The following is an 18,036-nucleotide window of genomic DNA, read 5'->3' on the forward strand; positions in this document are numbered from 1 at the left end:
CCACCAATGGGGCTTAGTTCCACTAAGCGAATTGGTAGAGTCTGCTTACGCAAGGTATTGAACCGCCGTACGCACGGTGGTGTGAGAGGTCGACTAGTCAAATAATGGCTAGTCTCCTACTCGATTCTTAAAGTTGATACATTGTATCGATTGGAATGGATATCCCAAAATCCAATAGTACTATATATGCTTGCCTAATTGGTTTGTTGTAAGCAATTGTCAGTGCTTTTGAATACAAACTAATTTGGAAACGATATTTATTTACAATTTGTTCAATTTGTTTTTCTTTTGTCATATTGGCATAAGGTTTATAGCGATCCGTTTTGTAGTCATAGATGACGATATCTTCATCAAATTCAATAAAGTTATCGATAACCCCATGAATTAGCAACTGATCTTCAGACAATTCTTTCATGTTCTCTGCTGCAATATTATTTTCAAATAATTTTAATGCTGGAGCTAAATAAGAAAATGCTTGTTCCTTTTTAACTCGATCTGCATGTTCAATCGTTAACTGTCCTAATTCACTTTGAATAAAAGTGATGACACTATCATAGTTGATTAATTCGGCCAATTGTTTACTAATGTGTTTCGTTTCAACGAGAGATTGGCTAGTTTTAATTAATATTTCTTTTAATTGCGTTTGATTTTTCTCTCCCAAAATCGAAAAGTCTAACTGTTGTAATAAGAAGTGTGTTGCGCTCCCTATTTCAGCATAATTTGGTTTGGTTTCTAAGTTATCTATGAATTTAGGTGGTTCAAACGTATCTTCAGTATAGCGAATTCCTTGAATAGACGAAGAGCTTTCGTGTTCTTCAACATTTTGGCTTTCGTTCGAGTTACCACTACGGTCTTCGAAATAAGCAATTTTATCGATACGCGGTTCTTCGTATAAGCGTTTCAATTCAGATACAGATTGATAACTTGAGGTATTCGTCGCTAATTCATATGTGTAGTTATAATTAAATAACTGATTCATATGATTATAGACGCTTTGATCACTTAAATCATTGACGTCAAGACGTCCAATTTGCTTAGCTAAATTGGGTTTCTTTGAGTAATTTACTGGTATTTGATATTGAATTTGTAAATCTGCAATGCTTTGTAAATCGATAAACTCAATATTGATTTGCGATAGATTAAATTCAGCTAAATCGGAATCAGTTTGACCTTTAGCGATGGCTTGTCTAATCCAATCTAACCAACTTGAAGCACTTTGGCGCTCCTGTAAAGGAACCATTAATGTCTCATGATTACTTTTATCTTGCGTCGCTTCTTGTTTAGTATGCCACTCTTCTTCATTTTTAATCGTTCCAACAATCATGAGCTTTTGCTCACATCTCGTTAAGGCTACGTATAATTTACGCATTTCTTCCGCTTTTAACATATTTTCCTTTTCAATCTTAAATGCTTGTTTTGTAAAGGATTCAAATTTAATACGGTTTTCAAAGTCATAGTAATCAGAACTAATCCCAAAGTGTTTTGAAGCGATGTATGATTTCGACCTTGCGTCTTGTAAATTGAATTTTTTAGCTGTATCCATTAGATATACAATTGGAAACTCTAAACCTTTACTAGCATGTACAGTCATCAGTCTCACAAAATTTTGTTCCCCATCGAGTAAAACTGGCTCTGCTAAGTCATTTTGTTGTTGCATTACTTTCTCAATGTAGCGAATAAAGCCAAAGACGCCTTTATATTGGCTTTGCTCAAATTCCAATGCTTTCTCGTACAAGGCATGTAAGTTCGCCTCGCGTTGGACTCCGTTATTTAAACCTGCTACATAATCTAGGAAAGATGTTTCTTGGTAAATCGTCCAAATTAAATCCACTAAGGAAATGCGTTTTGACAAGGCGTTCCAATGTGTCAATTGCTTGAAGAAGTTACTCAATTTCTGATGGATATCTTTATTACTCTCTTGGATTTCTGGGTCATTTAAGTAACCAATGACTGCTTCATAGAACAAGCCATCGGGAGAATGAATCCTAATCTTACTTAAGGCTTCATCATCTAATTGAACAAAATATGATCGTAATATCGCAACTAATGGGATATCTTGTAAAGGATTGTCGATTAGTTTTAATAACGCTAACATTAATTGAACTTCTTGTCTTTGAAAATAATTCTCAACTTTTTGAGCATAAATCGGTACATCATAACTTTCTAAGATTCGTTGTGCAATTAAGAAAGGCTTTCGAGTTGGCGTTAAAATAACAAAATCCGAAAAAGTCACTGGCCGTTGTTTTTTCAACTTCTTATCATAGACTAAGTAACCTTCTGCTACTTTATTTCGAATATCTTGAGCGATAATATGGCTTTCAGCTTCTAATGAAGTATCTGCTAATGCAATCTCATCACTGACTGCCTCATCGATTTCTTCACTCTCTTGATTTTCTTTTTCATATAAGAGTAGTTGAATATTAAAGTCTTCATGTGGCGCTGCTGGTTCAAAAGATTTATTCCCAGTTGTAAGTGATTCTGCTTTTCCATAATTCATCTCACCAAATTCTGAATCCATCACCCGCTCAAATACGAAGTTTGTAAATTGCAGTATTTCATCTCTTGAACGGTAATTTTTATCTAAGATAATGAGCTTATCTTCGCTAGAATTTGCATAGTTTAAATACCGATTTAAAAATAAACTCGGCTCTGCCATTCTAAAACCATAAATCGATTGCTTTACGTCCCCTACCATAAATAAGTTATCGTTTAATTCAGTTCGTGTCTCATGTGATAAAAAGTATAAAATGTCATTTTGGATATCATTAATATCTTGGTACTCATCAATCATTATTTCTTTAAATTTATCATGATAAAACATTGCAGCTGAACTGACTTGTCTTTGTTCATTTTCTTGGTTTAATGGCGCTAAAATATCTAAGGCGAGATGTTCTAAATCATTATAATCAATCATATTTATCGATGTTTTATGTTCAGCTAATCGGTCCATAAATAGTTTAGCTAATTGAGATAAGGAATAAATAATGTTTCCCTGCTCTTGTTCCACTTTTTCAGTTAACTTATATTCATAAGTAAAGATTGGCACTATGTTTTTAGTGATAATGTCTTTTGCTTCATCTCGTAATTCTTTGAGTTCAGCCACTATTTCATAGTCTTCGGAAGATTTCTTATTTGCTTTCCATTTGCCAAATTGAATTGAACTCGCTTGTGAGAATAAATCCTCAAGTTTATCTTCTCTCGACAATTCAAATAAAAAATTTGCTTGTTGTAAGTCTTCTTGAATGATTGGCTCATACTTAGAAACGCCCTCGTCAGAAAGTGAATGCAGTAAATTTGTCGCTGTTTCTAGTAATTTAATGGCTTGTAGGCTATTGGTTTCAAGCACAAATTTAATTGTTTGTTTATATAATAAACTATCTTTAAATGCTTCAAAGTTAGCACTTGCGTTATTTGCATCTTCTAACCATAAAGTTGGATTCGTTTGTGAGCGGGCAAATTTATAAATATCGATGATCGTATCAAATAATGCTTCATCGGAACGCACACTTCCGTATCGCGCTAAAAGTGATTGGTAAATTTCAGGCGAAATATCTTCAATTTCAGAATTTGAATCATGGATTGAAGCAATCATGTCATCCCAGACATCTTGATAAATTAACTGTACTTGCGTCTGATCCGTCACTAAAGAGAAATTAGGGTTAAAATCGATTAAATAAAAGAAATTTTGGATGATTTCTAGACAGAATGAATGCAGTGTTTGAATATTTGCCTTAGGTAAAAGAGATAATTGGTGTGTTAATCGTCTTTGTTCCTCAGGATTCAGTGTTTCGTTCACTGCGTCTTTTAATCTGCTCTCCATTCTTTCTTTCATTTCATTCGCTGCAGCTTCGGTAAAGGTAACGACTAAAAGCTCATCAACATTCGCAAATCCTTGCAATATATGATTAAAAATCCGTTCAATTAATACTGTCGTTTTTCCTGAACCGGCGGAAGCTGAAACAAGGATATTACTTCCCTTATGTTGGATTGCTTCCCATTGTTCATCGTTAAAATTCGAATTAAGCGGTTTAGGTTCTATCTTATTCATCATCTTCTTCATCTTCCCCACTTTCGTCCAATTCTAATAACATTTCTTGTATGATATTCTTTTTATTAATTGTCTTTTCACGGTATGCCTGATAATTTTCAGTTGAATCAAACCCACTTATTACCCGGTATTCCGGTTGTAATGATGTCGTGTATTGATTTTCTTTGAATGGTTTTAATTCAATCACACCATTTTGAATTTGATTCGCTGCTTGTTTAAATTTCATGTGGACGTATTTTAAGAGGATATCTAACTCTTCTTCCGTAAATACTCGACTGTAGGCATTGTAAAGTCCACCTTTTTTAAACTTCACAGGATAAATAAGACTATTATTCGTTACTTCTATACTTGAATCAATATAGGTTAATTGTTCTTCATCAACACTGACAAAACCATTAAAGGTATTCTCAGATAATTGTAACTCTTCCATAGCTTCTAAAGATTCTGGCAGCGATGCCTCTTTAAAAGCTGTGTAGGAGTGAATTAATGGTTGGTAAAATGCACCGAAAGCCTTTGTATCTGAGTAATTGCTTAAAGCAACGCTTAAATAAGTTAATACTTGTAAATCGAGCCCATAATACGTATCAACTACATTAAATTCCTTTTTACCTGATTTATAATCGACAATTTGTATAAAAGTATTGTTTGAAGTTTTAGCTGTATCAACCCGGTCAATCTTCCCGCTAATACTTAGATGTCCGCCACTATTTAATGGGTAAATGAATCCTTTTAATTGGTCAGGGGATGGTGAAATTCCAAATACTGCTTCAGATTGAATTGAAGTCATCTTCGTTCGTTTTTGTTGTGCTTGACTAAATTTTATAAAACGAAACAGTTGCTCGTCCATTTGCGTTTTAATCGCATTAAACTTCGAATGACTAAACATAATATTAAATCGTTCGTCTTGTTCTAATTTTCCTTTGACTTGGTTAAATAATTGCTTTAAATTGCTCATATCAACTTGTCTTAAATCTAATTTCTCATCAATTAATAGTCTAGTAAATGAATCTAAAAAGTCATGGAAATAATCCCCAGACCGTGCATAATCAAGTTCAAATAATTTTCTTTCTTTTATCTTTAAACCATGTAATAAGAAATGGCTAAAAGGATCTTGGAAATATTGTTCAATTTTTGAAACTGAAGCGTTGATATCTTTACCAAATAATTGAATCGCAATTTCTGGAGCGATATTAGTTGGTAATTCATTGAATTTCGCCACTGCTTCAACAATCGCTTCGATGGATTGACGCGTTTCTTTCTCTTCGCCATCATAGTCATCCATAACTAAAAATACTTGTTTATGCAGATTATTAAGTAGACCTTCATCTTGAGTGAGGTAATGTGATAATTGTAGTAATAAATTTTGTTCCATACTATATTTTCCAAAAGTACTTGGGTGAAGATGTTCCAATTCAGAAACTAAATCGTGCGTAAATATGTAACTTGGTAGTTTCAATTGTTTCACTATTTGCATGATATATGGACTTAATTGCATACTTTGATTATTTACACTCGTAGCATAGCTAAAGTAAATTCGTTCGGAAGCGTTCAGTAATAATTGGTACGCTAATAATAATTCTTGGCTATATTGTTGTTCGTTAAGCTTCATTAAGTATTGATGAGGGAGTAAATCTTTTTGAAGTAACTCTCTAGATGCTTCATCTAATAAAGAATAGGTTGGTCGATTCAGCGGTAAGGTTTTGTCGTCCATACCAATATAGAAAGCAATCTTAAATGGCTGTACCTGCGGACTTTCGACACTCGTTAACGTAACTTGATCGAGTGTTGCAGGGATTATATGGTAACTTGATTCACATAAACCAGCGATTAATAACTCAACAAATAAAGCATATGAAATGGTTTGGTCCTGATAAATCTCATTAAACTCATCTAATAGATCGACGAATACTTGCCACACTTGCTCATCTCGGCGAGAAGATTCTACTTCACCCGTATCGATAGAAATATCGCGTTGTTTAACAAACTCATCACGAACGCCTAAATCAAGCATCAATTGATAGAGCCATGCTCCAGCCTTTTGGCCCGTCATAGGACTTTCCCAAGCTTTAAAGGCTTGGCTGACGTCAGAAATTATCCATTGTCTCCATCTCTCAGCAAGTTCTTTCATTGTATAGTGAGTTGTACGATCACCGTCTTGAACAAGTTTGGATTCATCTTCAAAATGCCAGGTAAAATTTGGTTGAATTAAACGGTAACCAAAATAACCATTAGCTAAAATAATGTTTTCAAAGTAATTTACTTCTTGGTCTTTAATCTTCTCTTGTTGCTCTATTGGTGTGTCTTTTAGAAATTTAGGAATAATTAAACCTGACTTCAAGAAGCCCATCACATCATCGTATTTCCAATTATAAAGTTTTAAATTCAATAAGCTTTCAAGTAATAGAACAAAAGGATGCTGATTCATCTTAGCAACATTATCGATAAAAATAGGTATATCGTTCGCATCAAAATACGGTTTTGCTATCACTTGATATCTTTCAAATTCACGTGTCATAACAACAATGTCTTGATATCGGTAACCCTCAGTAGCTACTAAATGGTGAATTTGGTTACTTACATGACGTAACTCCGTTTGAATGGTATCCGCCTGCCAAATTTCAATTGGTGGACTTAAATACTTCGTTTTCTCATCTTCTATACTCGTCCCTATTTCTTGAATATCTTTAAATAATTTCGCAGCCGTTAGTAAATCAGTTCCGATTGTATGAAGTGGCTGATTAATGTCCCAATCCGGTAACACTTTTATTTGATTGAATTGTGCTAACGCCTTTACTTGATGGTATGTATAGCGAATTGTATCCAATATCGGCTGAAACGTTTGGCTATTGGCTAGTGAATGTGTAATAGGTAATGTGAGCCATACATCACTGAAAGTGGCTGATAATTGCATTAAAAGGCTCATCTGCTGTGCATTAAAATAATAATAATGATCAATAACCGCGTAATGGTCCGCTAATTGCCCCTCACTTTTAATATAGGCTTCTAATTGTTCTAAAGTGCTATATTGTGAAACATCTAAAAGATCAATTTTCTCAATAAATTTCGTATAAATTAGTTGAATCTCGACAATTTTTTGTTGTTCTAAATTAGGTATGCCTTCACTCATATCTGAAACATCAATATGTGTATCCGTAGTTATGCGTGATAAATCTTCGGGCGTAATATTACCTTCGATAAGCTCATTAAATAATGATAATAGCTTATCAATAAAACCTTGATGATTAATTTGACCTCTTAATACAATGAGGTCATCTTTTAATTCACTAAGCAATTGTCTAATGATCATCGTTAAACCAACATCAGATATTGACTGTTTGTTAGGGCTTTGGGGGCGAATCATAAACCAGGCGAGTCGCGTGAAACTAACCACTTGTAATGACATCATCGCTGCTTCTTTCTGTCCTTTAACTTCTTCGATGGTATTTAGGACAAATGTCTCCATATCAAATTTCAAATGGTCAGGAACAATATAATAAATCGTTGCATTCGGATTCGTTTCAAGAATATGTAATAATTTTTCAATAATAACACTTTTTTTATTTACTGAAAGATCTCCAGTTATAATTTGTAATCCCATTCTTTACTCCTTTCAATAAACTATTCTGTCGCTTTAATCTCATTTAATCTAAGAAAAGACGGAAATATAACCAAAATACCTGGTATAATTTCCGTTTCTTCAATAATTATTATAATTTTTCTAAAAATCTTTCTTTGTTTACTTTCGCTCTTTTATGATCAGCCGAGGCAATTAATTTCCCATCAACCATAGCTTCAAGTGAAAGTGTCAATATAGATTTATTTTGTTCTATTATTTTAGCTGTAATGCGAACCAATTTCCCAACGGCTGTTGGCGCTAGGTGTTTCATAAAAAACTCAATTCCAACCGTTGTTTCGTCATTGTCAGAGTGATTTTGACATAATTCATAAGAAACATTTTCCATCCAGGCCATTATACTCGGTGATGATAAAACTTCTAAGTCACCTGATCCAACAGAGGCTGCTGTAACATCAGCTTGTACTGTGAATTCTTTGGTCAAAGTCTTCATTATCTAATTACCCCTTAAGATTATTTTGCGTTTAGTTCAACAATTTTAATAATGACATTTGCGGCTTTTTCCATTGTTTCTACTGAAACAAACTCGAATCGACCATGCATATTTTCTCCACCGGCGAAGATATTAGGTGTAGGTATTCCCATGAAACTAATTTTAGACCCATCAGTTCCTCCACGAATTGGATAGATTCTTGGTTGGATATCTAATGTTTCCATAGCATTTTGGGCTAATTCAACGGGTGTCATATCTTTTTCAATAATTTCACCCATATTGTAATATTGATCTTCCATCTCAAGTTCTAAGGGTTTAGATGGATAGTTATCATTAATTTTGTTCACAGCGGATTGAACGAATGCTTTACGATCTTCAAATAATTTGCGATCGTGATCGCGAATAATCATTCTTAAAACGGCTTTATCCACAGAGCCCTCAACGTCAGAAATATGGTAAAACCCTTCTCGGTCTTCTGTGTGTTCTGGCACTTCAAGTTCTGGGAATTCATTCATAAATTCCTTCATAACTGTAACTGCATTCAGCATCTTACCTTTGGCAGTACCCGGGTGGATGTTTTTACCAGTAATTGTAACGGTTGCGCCCGCAGCATTAAAACTTTCATATTCTAATTCACCTTCAGGACCACCGTCCATTGTATAGGCAAAATCAACATCAAAACCTTTAGCATCAAAGTGATCAGCCCCACGACCAATCTCTTCATCTGGTCCAAATGCAACACGCACTTTACCATGTTCAATTTCTGGATGGTTCACTAGGTATTCAACTGCTGTAATTATTTCAGCGATCCCTGCTTTATCATCCGCACCAAGTAAAGTCGTTCCATCTGTTGTAATTAATGTTTCTCCAATGTAATTATTTAAGTTTGGAAAATCAACCGGATCCATGACGATATCTTCATCGGCGTTTAAAGTGATTGCGAGTCCATCATAATTTTCAATCACTTTTGGTTGTACGTTTACAGAATTAAAATCTGCCGTATCAACGTGAGCAATAAAACCAATTGAAGGAACTTCTTTTGACGTGTTCGCTGGCAATGTTGCTGTGACAAAGGCATTGTTTGGATTAAGTTCTACCTCATCTAAGCCAATCTCTTTTAATTCTTCAACTAATAGATTTAATAAATCAAATTGTTTCTCTGTTGAAGGAATTGTCTCACTAAATACATCTGAACGTGTATCTATCTTGGCATATCTAATTAATCTCTCTTTTGTGTTTTCAAAAATACTCATAATATCACCTTTCTATTCGTACATAAATGGATTTGTGTTTGTAGTGCTCTCAATGACTTCAATATCCCAAAAATTCTCTTGAGCTAAGTTTTTAATAACTGTAGCCATTTTCTCTTTGAATATGTGTTCAATGTAATGACCACTATCAATGGTAAGTATATCAAATTCATAAGCGTCTTGCCCTTTATGAAAAGTAATGTCACCTGTAATAAATACATCCGCTTCCTCGTCTAGAGCAGCTGATAGTGATTCAAAGGAAGACCCACCAACAATGGCGACGCGATTATATGCCTCTTTTGGTGTTCTTTCTATTAAAGTGAGATTGTTCGCATTCAATTTATCTTTGATATAAGAAATTAAGTCTTGACGAACAAAGGTATCTAGCAAATTCCCCACACGCCCTAAGCCACTTAAACCGTCTTCAGATGGCTCAAGCTCTTTAATGTCGTTAAGTTTTAAAGCATTAGCTAACCAATCGTTCATCCCATTCAATGCTTTATCTAAATTAGTATGTAAGACAAAGACATTGATGTCATTTTTAATAAGGTCAGTATACATTCTTAAATCAGCCGTTGAATTATCGAAACGTTTGATTGGGTTAAAAAGTATCGGATGGTGAACAATAATCGTATCCACACTAAGTTCCAAAGCTTCTTCCACGACTTCAGGTCTAACATCTAAGGTTGTCATTACTTTGCTAACATTGGCATCTTTATATCCAAAATGAAGACCTACTTGATCCCATTCTTCAGCCAATTCGCTTGGATATAATTTATTCAAGTTATCCATTAATTCATTTAATCGTACCGACTGCCTATTCATTTTTCTAACACTTCCTTAATGCGTTGATATTTTTGTTCCAACTCTTCAAGTTTATCATTCTTGTCGTTTGTAGCAAGTTTAATGGAATTAATAATATACTCGGTACTTTCCAATTCACTTTTCCATTTAGAAAAGAATTCTTTGGACTGCTTTTGATAATTAATGGGTCCAAATAATAATTCCTCGTCATTTAATACTTGCTTTTCTTCATCAGGTAAATGTCTAGCAACAATTATTTCATAATTATGTTTATGTTCTTGGATAATATCCTCATCGATAATATGATAATGATTCTCGATTAACCACGAACGGAGTTGCGGTTCAGCAACATTTGGTTGAAGAATTAATGTATGTCCTGATACAAGTTTATTCACACCTGCTTCAAGAATATTGCGAATCAAAATGCCCCCCATACCGCATATCGTCGCTAAGTTAATTAAATCATTTAAATTAACAACATCAAAGCCGTCTCCAAAACGGACATCAATGGAATCGTTCAATCCTTGTAGACGCACTTCTTTTTGAGCAGACTGATAGGGTCCTTGGACAACTTCTCCAGCGATGGCGTATTCAATCGCATCGTTTAATACTAGATTACACGGTAAATAAGCATGATCACTTCCAATATCTGCTAAACGTATTGGATTGTCTCCATGCTTTTCAACGAATTGAGCGACTCGATCGAGTCTTTTTGATAATGTATTTGAATTCATATTTTCCCTCTTAACTTCTTATAGATAATACTTTAATTTTATCACTAAATACCAATTTAATTAAGTAAATTATACTAGCCATATCTTTTATATTTATTCATAAAATTTTTAGATCAAAAAAGCGATTAGTATCTGAGACTAATCGCTTCTGATTATATGTATTTCTCTTAGTTTTATCTGTTACTAGTATTCTTTGCTATTTTTTGTGCAATTTGTGAAATCGTGAAATTTACTACAAAGTAAATTAAAGCTAACAACCCATATAATACAAACACTTGCGAAGTTGCGGTATATCTTCCCATCAGTATATTCGCTTTACCTAATATTTCTTGTAAGGCGAGTACGGACCATAGGAAACTCGTATCTTTTATCACTGTTACGAATTGTGACATAATCGCGGGTAACATATTTCTAATCGCTTGTGGAAGTATAATATGCCACATGATTTGCGAACTTGCTAATCCTTGTGATTCAGCTGCTTCAATCTCACCTTTAGCGACACTATTTAATCCACCTCGAATAATCTCAGCTAAGGCAGCTGTCGTAAAGAGAGTAAAACTTGCAATACCTGCATCTACAGATTTTAATCGGAAAATTAAAAATATTACAAATATCCATAAGATATTCGGTACATTACGAACAATTTCAATATAGATCGTTGCGATCCATTTTAATAATCCTCTTTCCTGATTACGCATTATGGCGAGTATCGTTCCAAATATTGAACTTAAAAATATAGCGATAACAGAAATATAAAGCGTAAGATATAAACCCTCCAAAAGGAAAACCATATTGTTCACTGTAAATAATTCTTGCATTTGTTCCATGAAACTCATTCTGATCCTCCTCTACCTAGTGTAAGCTTTCTTATTCTTCTCTTCTAAACGAATAGATAATTGCGTAAGTGGGAAACATAGTAGGAAGTATAAAAAGGCAGCAAATGCAAAGGCTGGTACGTAATGTAAATTCATCGACGACCAACTATTAGCAGTAAACATAATATCTGCTCCAGAAATAATGGCAATAGCAGAAGTGTTTTTGATTAAGTTTACAACTTGATTTGTTAGCGCTGGTAACATAATCCTGAAAGCCTGTGGTAAAACTATTAACCACATACTTTCCCAAAAAGAAAAACCTTGGGATAGTGCTGCTTCCATTTGTCCTTTTGCCACCGAACCAATACCTGATCTTATAACTTCCGCAATATATGCTGCATGATAAAGACCTACACAAATAATACCAATAATATACGTGTCTAAAACAATCCCTACCATTGGCAAGCCATAATAAACAAAGAATATTTGAATTAATAAAGGTGTATTTTGAAATAATTCTACATAAATACGTGTGAATATTGAAAGTACTTTACTTCTTGATGAAGAACTAATTCCTAAAATCGTTCCTAATAGAAATGCGAATATTAAAGCACAAATCGAAATCCCAATAGTATAAATAAAGGCTTCCATGAAAAGGGGAATGTCTTCAAATAGATCACCCCAACGATACAACGCAAAGGGTCCTTCTTGTAACCACGAGATACCTGATAACACTGACATGCTTTCCCTCCTCTTATTAACCGTAAAGATGTGTGACATATGCATTAAAATACGTCACACACTTTAGGTTATGATTTTAAAATATATTATTCGCTTTCAGAACTAGTTGCTTCAACGCCATTCGTTTCAAGTAATTCAGCTAACGTACCGTCTTCTAACCAACCGTTAAGTAAATCATTTAAATAATTGTGTAATTCATCATTACTTAATTTCGTTGCGATTCCATATTCTTGTGGAGAAAAACCAATATCTAAAATTTGGTTATTATCATCAACATATCCAGCTAAAATTGATTTATCAACGGACATAGCGTCAATCCGTTTAGAAGTTAGGGCTGTTTTTAATTCTGGATAAGTAGCTAATTCACTAAATTTAACTGTGACACCTTGAGCATCTGCTTCCGCTTGAACTAAATCTTTCGTTGTTGCACTTTGAGGAACACCAATTGTTTTTCCTTCTAAACCAGCAAAATCAGTAATGCCATCCTCAGTACGAACTAAAAAGCCAACTTCATCAACAAAATATGGTTCAGTGAAGTTATAAGTTTCCTTACGTTCCGGTGTAATTGTAAATGTCGCAATCACTGCGTCTACTTCACCGTTATCTAATAAAGGTCCACGTGTTTTAGGTGTTACACCAGTAAATTCAATATTATCTGCACTGCCTGTAATCTCTTCTGCGATAAGTTTTGCTAAATCAATTTCAAATCCTTCATGTTCTTTAGTATCAGGGTTTAAGAAGCCGAAATGAGGTACATCTTCTTTAATTCCTACTCTAAACACACCGGCATCTTTAATTGCTTGAACTTGAGCTGGCAGTTCTTCTTGAGCAAAAGCTGTATTAGGAGCGAATCCTCCAAGTAAGGCTGTTCCTAAAAGTGATAATGCAACTAATTTATTTTTCCAGTTTTTCATTGTTTATTCTCCTTTTTGATTAAGCATGTTTAATAATTTTACTTAAAAATTCTTGTGCACGGTGATTTTGTGTTTGAGAAAAGAATTCATCGGGTGTACCCGTTTCAACTATTGAACCTTTATCCATAAAAATAATACGATCAGCAACTGATCTGGCAAAGCCCATCTCATGTGTCACAACCACCATAGTAATATTTAAATGTGACAAATCGATCATTACGTCTAACACTTCTTGAATCATTTCTGGGTCTAATGCTGAAGTTGGTTCGTCAAATAAGATAACCTCTGGATGCATATTTAATGCTCTCGCTATCGCGACACGTTGTTGTTGACCTCCAGAAAGTTGAGCAGGATAAGCATGGGCTTTATCTTCTAGGCCAACCCGTCTTAAATACTTCATTCCGGATTCTTCCGCCTGCTTTTTATCCACCTTTTGAACTTTGATGGGTGCTAAAGTTATATTCTCTAATATTGTTTTATGAGAATATAAATTAAAGTTTTGGAACACCATCGCAACTTTTTGTCGCACTTTCTGAATCGGTGCGTTTTTCTTTGTTAAATTAACATTGTAAACTTCAGCGACGCCATCAGTGACCTCTTCTAAACGATTCATACAACGTATTAATGTACTCTTTCCAGATCCAGAAGGCCCAATAATTACTACTTTCTCACCCTCTTCAATATCCAGATTGATATTTTTTAGTACGTGATTATCTCCGAAATACTTATTGACGTCTTTCATATGTATCATTTTTTCACATCCTTTCTCAAAGCTATTAAAGCTTAATTAGAAGATTATCATAAAAGTTTTATTAAAACTAGTATTATTTTTACTTTTATTTAATGTTATTTTTAATTTATCACAAGTTTTCAACTGTTTTTCTTCTGTTTTAATATACGTGTCATGTCATATTATGTAACATGGCTTGCAATAATAAAAAGTTTCAAAATTCTTTATTTAATTGCGTTAAATACTGATTCTAAAGCTATTTCATTCTTTATTTAAATCATAGTAAAAAATTTATACTTGCTCTTATTTTTCTGAATTGTTATATTTCCTAATAATTTTATGATTTATTACAACAATATGTAAGCTTCTTTTTTTTAAAAAAAAATAAAAAAAATTCCATATATTTAATATGGAAATTTTTAATTACTTATTTATTTTTAATTTTATTTTATTGAAAAACGATCTGCTAATAACTCTAAAGCTTTGATTCGATTTTCGATTTTTGGCAATAATGGAATGATTAATACTTCATCCGCTTGAAATTGATTTACTAAATGATCCAATTGTTCCTTAACTGAATCAATATCTCCGACAACCATTCTTGTACGATTAGCTTGTACATTCTTTAAATCCTCTTGAGTAAATTGATAATTCTTTGCCGTTTCAACTGATGGAAATTGCTTAAATTCATCAAAGTGGTTTTTACCTAGTAACCAAACATCTAACGCTTTTTGAAGTTCTTTTGCTTCTGCATCTGTATCAGCTACAACGACAAATGGCGAGAACATGACGATTGGTTGCTCTACTGCTTTTGATGCTTTAAATTCACTTCTATATATTTCAGCCGCTTCTTTCCCAACATTCAATTTATCACTGCTTGCATTTGGAAATAAACCAAAAGTCAATCCAAGTCCATTTTTAGCAGCGTTTTTTGCACCTCTAGTACTAGTTGTTAACTGGAACATCTGGGGCACTGTATCGACTTTAGGATTGGCCGTAATATCATTTAAACGATGATCAATGTCATTTGTATCTGTCACGTATTTATATAAATCTTGAATACTTTGATTATAAGGTAATTTTCGCTCTTTCGTTTCATTTAATGCTTTGTTAACTAAATTAGTTCCTAAAGAATTACCGATACCTAAATCAATACGGTTTGGATGAAATGCTTCTAACATTCTAAAGTTTTCCGCCACTTTATATGGGCTGTAATGAGGTATCATCACGCCTCCTGATCCAATTCGGATTCTCTTTGTCGAATCAGCAATATGCATCATTAACATTTCAGGGGAACTACTTGCAAAAGCTGGAACATTATGATGTTCAGCCACCCAATAACGATGAAAACCTAATTTTTCTGCAACTTTCGCTAAGTCAGTGGATTCTTTTACCGCAGTTTGTGCATCTTTTAGTTCATCAATTTGAGCATAATCTAATACACTTAATTTAACCAATGATTTTCTCCTCTCAAATAACTGTTATAATTTATTATTATTACGGTATCATAATTATTATCTTTCTAATAGTGATTACCTTTAAAGTAGTCTACATCATGATTTTGTCTGTTATAGCATATAATATGCACTATGATATAATGACCTCATTAAACTTATGAAGGGGTCGTATCATGTACGTAATTGAACATATTCGAAACGGTGTTGAGGTGTTAGATCATGCTACTCAATTAGCTATGCATATTTATGCTTTAGAAATCATTAAGTTGGATGAATCCTTAGTTTTCCCATACCGACCAAGTGCTTCCGTCCAAATTGGAAAGTACCAAAATACCGTTGAAGAAGTAAACCAAGAATATATATCAAGAAACAATATTGATATTGTTAGACGAGAAACAGGTGGTGGTGCCATCTATATGGATAGAAACCATGCGAATTTTGTTTTTATAATAGACGATCCTTCTACAAATTTTGATGAAAATTTCGATCGTATTTATCAACCAACAATAGATGGATTAAAACAGTTAGGCGCTAAAAATGTCGGCCGTAAAGGTCGAAATGACCTTGAAATTGATGGTCAAAAGGTTTCCGGTGCAGCTGTCACTATTCAAAAAGGTCGATTATATGCGGGCTACTCTCTTCTACTAGATATAGATTTTGATGCTGTTGAAAATGCATTGCGGCCAAATCGCAAAAAAATAGAATCTAAAGGGATTAAGTCAGTGCGACGTCGTGTTACACCAATTCGTTCACATCTAGCCAAGGAATATCAAGATATCACAGTGGAAGATTTCGAAAAAACTATGTTAATGCATTTGTGTGGTGTTAATCATCCCGACGACATTAAGTATTACCGACTATCTGAGGAAGAATGGGCTGCCATTGATAAGATTGCTGAAGAAAAATTCGCTAATTGGGATTGGAATTATGGTAAATCGCCCCGTTACGATTATAATGCTGATGGCCGATTTGAAGGCGGAACGGTATCATTAACGCTTAGTGTAGATAAAGGGAGAATTCAAAAAATCCGTATTTATGGGGACTTTTTTGGAAAAGCTGATATAAAAGATATCGAAAATACTTTAATCGGAACACGTGTTGAACGTAAAGAATTATTAGAAGCTCTTACACCAATTGAACTTAATGAGTATTTTGGTAAGATTACAGCCGAAAATATCATTGATTTGATTTTAGAACAATAAACAGTATAAAACATAGTAAAAAGAGGCTATATCCAACGATACAGCCTCTTTATCTTAAATTATGTATTCTACTCTAAGAAATCTTTTAATTGCTTAGAACGGCTTGGGTGGCGTAATTTACGTAATGCTTTTGCTTCAATTTGACGAATACGTTCACGTGTCACGCCAAAAACTTTACCTACTTGTTCTAAAGTGCGAATATTCCCGTCATCTAAACCAAAACGAAGACGTAATACATTCTCTTCACGATCGGTTAATGTATCTAGGACATCTTCCAATTGTTCTCTTAATAAAGAACTTGAAGTAAATGCTTCTGGACTCATAGCCCCTTCATCTTCAATGAAATCACCTAAATGAGAGTCATCTTCTTCACCAATCGGTGTCTCAAGGGAAACAGGTTCTTGAGCAATCTTGAGAATTTCACGGACTTTTTCAGTCGGTAAATCCATTTCGGCACCAATTTCTTCTGGAGTCGGTTCTCTACCTAAATCTTGTAATAATGTTCTTTGTACACGTACTAATTTATTAATAGTTTCTACCATATGTACAGGAATTCGAATTGTTCTTGCTTGGTCAGCAATCGCTCTTGTGATTGCTTGACGAATCCACCACGTAGCATAGGTAGAGAATTTAAATCCTTTATGGTAGTCAAATTTATCAACAGCTTTCATTAATCCCATATTACCTTCTTGAATTAAATCTAAGAAAGACATACCACGCCCAACATAACGCTTTGCAATCGATACAACTAAACGTAAGTTTGCTTCTGCTAATTCTTGTTTAGCTAAGTCATCGCCATCTTCAATTCGTTTTGCAATGGAAACTTCTTCATCTGCTGTAAGTAAATCAACGCGTCCAATTTCTTTTAAGTACATACGAACTGGATCGCTTACTTTGATTTTAGATACAGCTGCTGAAGACGCTGTTGTTGACTTGTCCCCTTCTTCTGCTCGTACCATTTGTTGTTTAGTTGGTCCACCATCGTCACCAACGACCGCAATACCACTATCTTCAACTTGTTGAATTAATTTATCAATAGCATTTGCATCCAATTCGTATGGACTAGCAATTGATTTTGTTAATTCATCATAATGAATTTGACCTAACGTTCTCTTTTCAGCAATTAATTGTTTCGTTGCTTGTTCTAACGTAAGTGATAACTCGTTACTTCTTTCTTCTTTTACATGCTCTTGTTGAGGATCTTTTTGCTCGATTGTTTTTCCATCTTGCTGTTGTTGCTGTTCTTCTTGAACTTGATCTTTTTCAGTCATATA

13 protein-coding genes are annotated in these 18,036 nt (G+C 34.0%); 1 reads left to right on the forward strand and 12 read right to left on the reverse strand.

The genetic code is table 11. The annotated features are described in order from the left end of the window. Positions 1 to 127: 127 nt before the first annotated feature. The 11 genes from addA to ACEN31_RS04940 form a co-directional block, all read right to left on the reverse strand. Complete coding sequence (gene addA, locus ACEN31_RS04890) at positions 128 to 4,060, reverse strand: helicase-exonuclease AddAB subunit AddA (RefSeq protein ID WP_407108784.1); 3,933 nt, start codon at positions 4,058 to 4,060, stop codon at positions 128 to 130. Then, positions 4,041 to 7,646 (reverse strand): PD-(D/E)XK nuclease family protein, encoded by a 3,606-nt coding sequence (locus ACEN31_RS04895; protein WP_407108785.1) that lies wholly within the window; start codon positions 7,644 to 7,646, stop codon positions 4,041 to 4,043. The genes addA and ACEN31_RS04895 overlap by 20 nt, the downstream gene beginning before the upstream one ends. A gap of 109 nt (positions 7,647 to 7,755) precedes the next feature. Continuing rightward, positions 7,756 to 8,115, reverse strand: a complete 360-nt coding sequence (locus ACEN31_RS04900; protein WP_407108786.1) for a thioesterase family protein — start codon at positions 8,113 to 8,115, stop codon at positions 7,756 to 7,758. A 20-nt stretch (positions 8,116 to 8,135) separates the two neighbouring features. Beyond that, on the reverse strand, positions 8,136 to 9,368 hold the full coding sequence (gene pepT / locus ACEN31_RS04905; protein ID WP_407108787.1) for a peptidase T: 1,233 nt from the start codon (positions 9,366 to 9,368) through the stop codon (positions 8,136 to 8,138). 12 nt (positions 9,369 to 9,380) lie between these two features. Next, complete coding sequence (locus ACEN31_RS04910; protein ID WP_407108788.1) at positions 9,381 to 10,190, reverse strand: Nif3-like dinuclear metal center hexameric protein; 810 nt, start codon at positions 10,188 to 10,190, stop codon at positions 9,381 to 9,383. Continuing rightward, positions 10,187 to 10,903 (reverse strand): tRNA (adenine(22)-N(1))-methyltransferase, encoded by a 717-nt coding sequence (locus ACEN31_RS04915; protein WP_407108789.1) that lies wholly within the window; start codon positions 10,901 to 10,903, stop codon positions 10,187 to 10,189. The genes ACEN31_RS04910 and ACEN31_RS04915 overlap by 4 nt, the downstream gene beginning before the upstream one ends. A 173-nt stretch (positions 10,904 to 11,076) precedes the next feature. Next, positions 11,077 to 11,721 carry an amino acid ABC transporter permease gene (locus ACEN31_RS04920; protein WP_407108804.1) on the reverse strand — a complete coding sequence of 215 codons (645 nt, stop codon included), beginning with the start codon at positions 11,719 to 11,721 and terminating at the stop codon, positions 11,077 to 11,079. 30 nt (positions 11,722 to 11,751) lie between these two features. Beyond that, positions 11,752 to 12,459, reverse strand: a complete 708-nt coding sequence (locus ACEN31_RS04925) for an amino acid ABC transporter permease (RefSeq protein ID WP_407090642.1) — start codon at positions 12,457 to 12,459, stop codon at positions 11,752 to 11,754. Between the two features lie 86 nt (positions 12,460 to 12,545). Beyond that, on the reverse strand, positions 12,546 to 13,373 hold the full coding sequence (locus ACEN31_RS04930) for a transporter substrate-binding domain-containing protein (protein WP_407108790.1): 828 nt from the start codon (positions 13,371 to 13,373) through the stop codon (positions 12,546 to 12,548). Positions 13,374 to 13,392: 19 nt separating this feature from the next. Continuing rightward, positions 13,393 to 14,124 (reverse strand): amino acid ABC transporter ATP-binding protein, encoded by a 732-nt coding sequence (locus tag ACEN31_RS04935; RefSeq protein ID WP_407108791.1) that lies wholly within the window; start codon positions 14,122 to 14,124, stop codon positions 13,393 to 13,395. 422 nt (positions 14,125 to 14,546) lie between these two features. After that, entirely contained in the window at positions 14,547 to 15,560 is a 1,014-nt protein-coding gene (locus ACEN31_RS04940; protein ID WP_407090639.1) for an LLM class flavin-dependent oxidoreductase, read from the reverse strand. 173 nt (positions 15,561 to 15,733) lie between these two features. Here ACEN31_RS04940 and ACEN31_RS04945 point away from each other — a divergent pair, with 173 nt between their 5' ends. Next, entirely contained in the window at positions 15,734 to 16,762 is a 1,029-nt protein-coding gene (locus ACEN31_RS04945) for a lipoate--protein ligase (RefSeq protein WP_407108792.1), read from the forward strand. A 68-nt stretch (positions 16,763 to 16,830) separates the two neighbouring features. Here ACEN31_RS04945 and rpoD read toward each other — a convergent pair whose 3' ends face one another. Further along, positions 16,831 to 18,033 (reverse strand): RNA polymerase sigma factor RpoD, encoded by a 1,203-nt coding sequence (gene rpoD / locus ACEN31_RS04950; protein ID WP_407090637.1) that lies wholly within the window; start codon positions 18,031 to 18,033, stop codon positions 16,831 to 16,833. Positions 18,034 to 18,036 lie beyond the last annotated feature (3 nt).

Source organism: Ruoffia sp. FAM 26255 (assembly GCF_045528525.1).
GTDB lineage: Bacteria > Bacillota > Bacilli > Lactobacillales > Aerococcaceae > Ruoffia > Ruoffia tabacinasalis.

Bases quoted from the DNA above. Each gene is read 5' to 3' on its own strand.
- addA (WP_407108784.1), bottom strand. From the start codon at position 4,060: ATGAAGAAGATGATGAATAAGATAGAACCTAAACCGCTTAATTCGAAT.
- ACEN31_RS04895 (WP_407108785.1), bottom strand. From the start codon at position 7,646: ATGGGATTACAAATTATAACTGGAGATCTTTCAGTAAATAAAAAAAGT.
- ACEN31_RS04900 (WP_407108786.1), bottom strand. From the start codon at position 8,115: ATGAAGACTTTGACCAAAGAATTCACAGTACAAGCTGATGTTACAGCA.
- pepT (WP_407108787.1), bottom strand. From the start codon at position 9,368: ATGAGTATTTTTGAAAACACAAAAGAGAGATTAATTAGATATGCCAAG.
- ACEN31_RS04910 (WP_407108788.1), bottom strand. From the start codon at position 10,190: ATGAATAGGCAGTCGGTACGATTAAATGAATTAATGGATAACTTGAAT.
- ACEN31_RS04915 (WP_407108789.1), bottom strand. From the start codon at position 10,903: ATGAATTCAAATACATTATCAAAAAGACTCGATCGAGTCGCTCAATTC.
- ACEN31_RS04920 (WP_407108804.1), bottom strand. From the start codon at position 11,721: ATGCAAGAATTATTTACAGTGAACAATATGGTTTTCCTTTTGGAGGGT.
- ACEN31_RS04925 (WP_407090642.1), bottom strand. From the start codon at position 12,459: ATGTCAGTGTTATCAGGTATCTCGTGGTTACAAGAAGGACCCTTTGCG.
- ACEN31_RS04930 (WP_407108790.1), bottom strand. From the start codon at position 13,373: ATGAAAAACTGGAAAAATAAATTAGTTGCATTATCACTTTTAGGAACA.
- ACEN31_RS04935 (WP_407108791.1), bottom strand. From the start codon at position 14,124: ATGATACATATGAAAGACGTCAATAAGTATTTCGGAGATAATCACGTA.
- ACEN31_RS04945 (WP_407108792.1), top strand. From the start codon at position 15,734: ATGTACGTAATTGAACATATTCGAAACGGTGTTGAGGTGTTAGATCAT.
- rpoD (WP_407090637.1), bottom strand. From the start codon at position 18,033: ATGACTGAAAAAGATCAAGTTCAAGAAGAACAGCAACAACAGCAAGAT.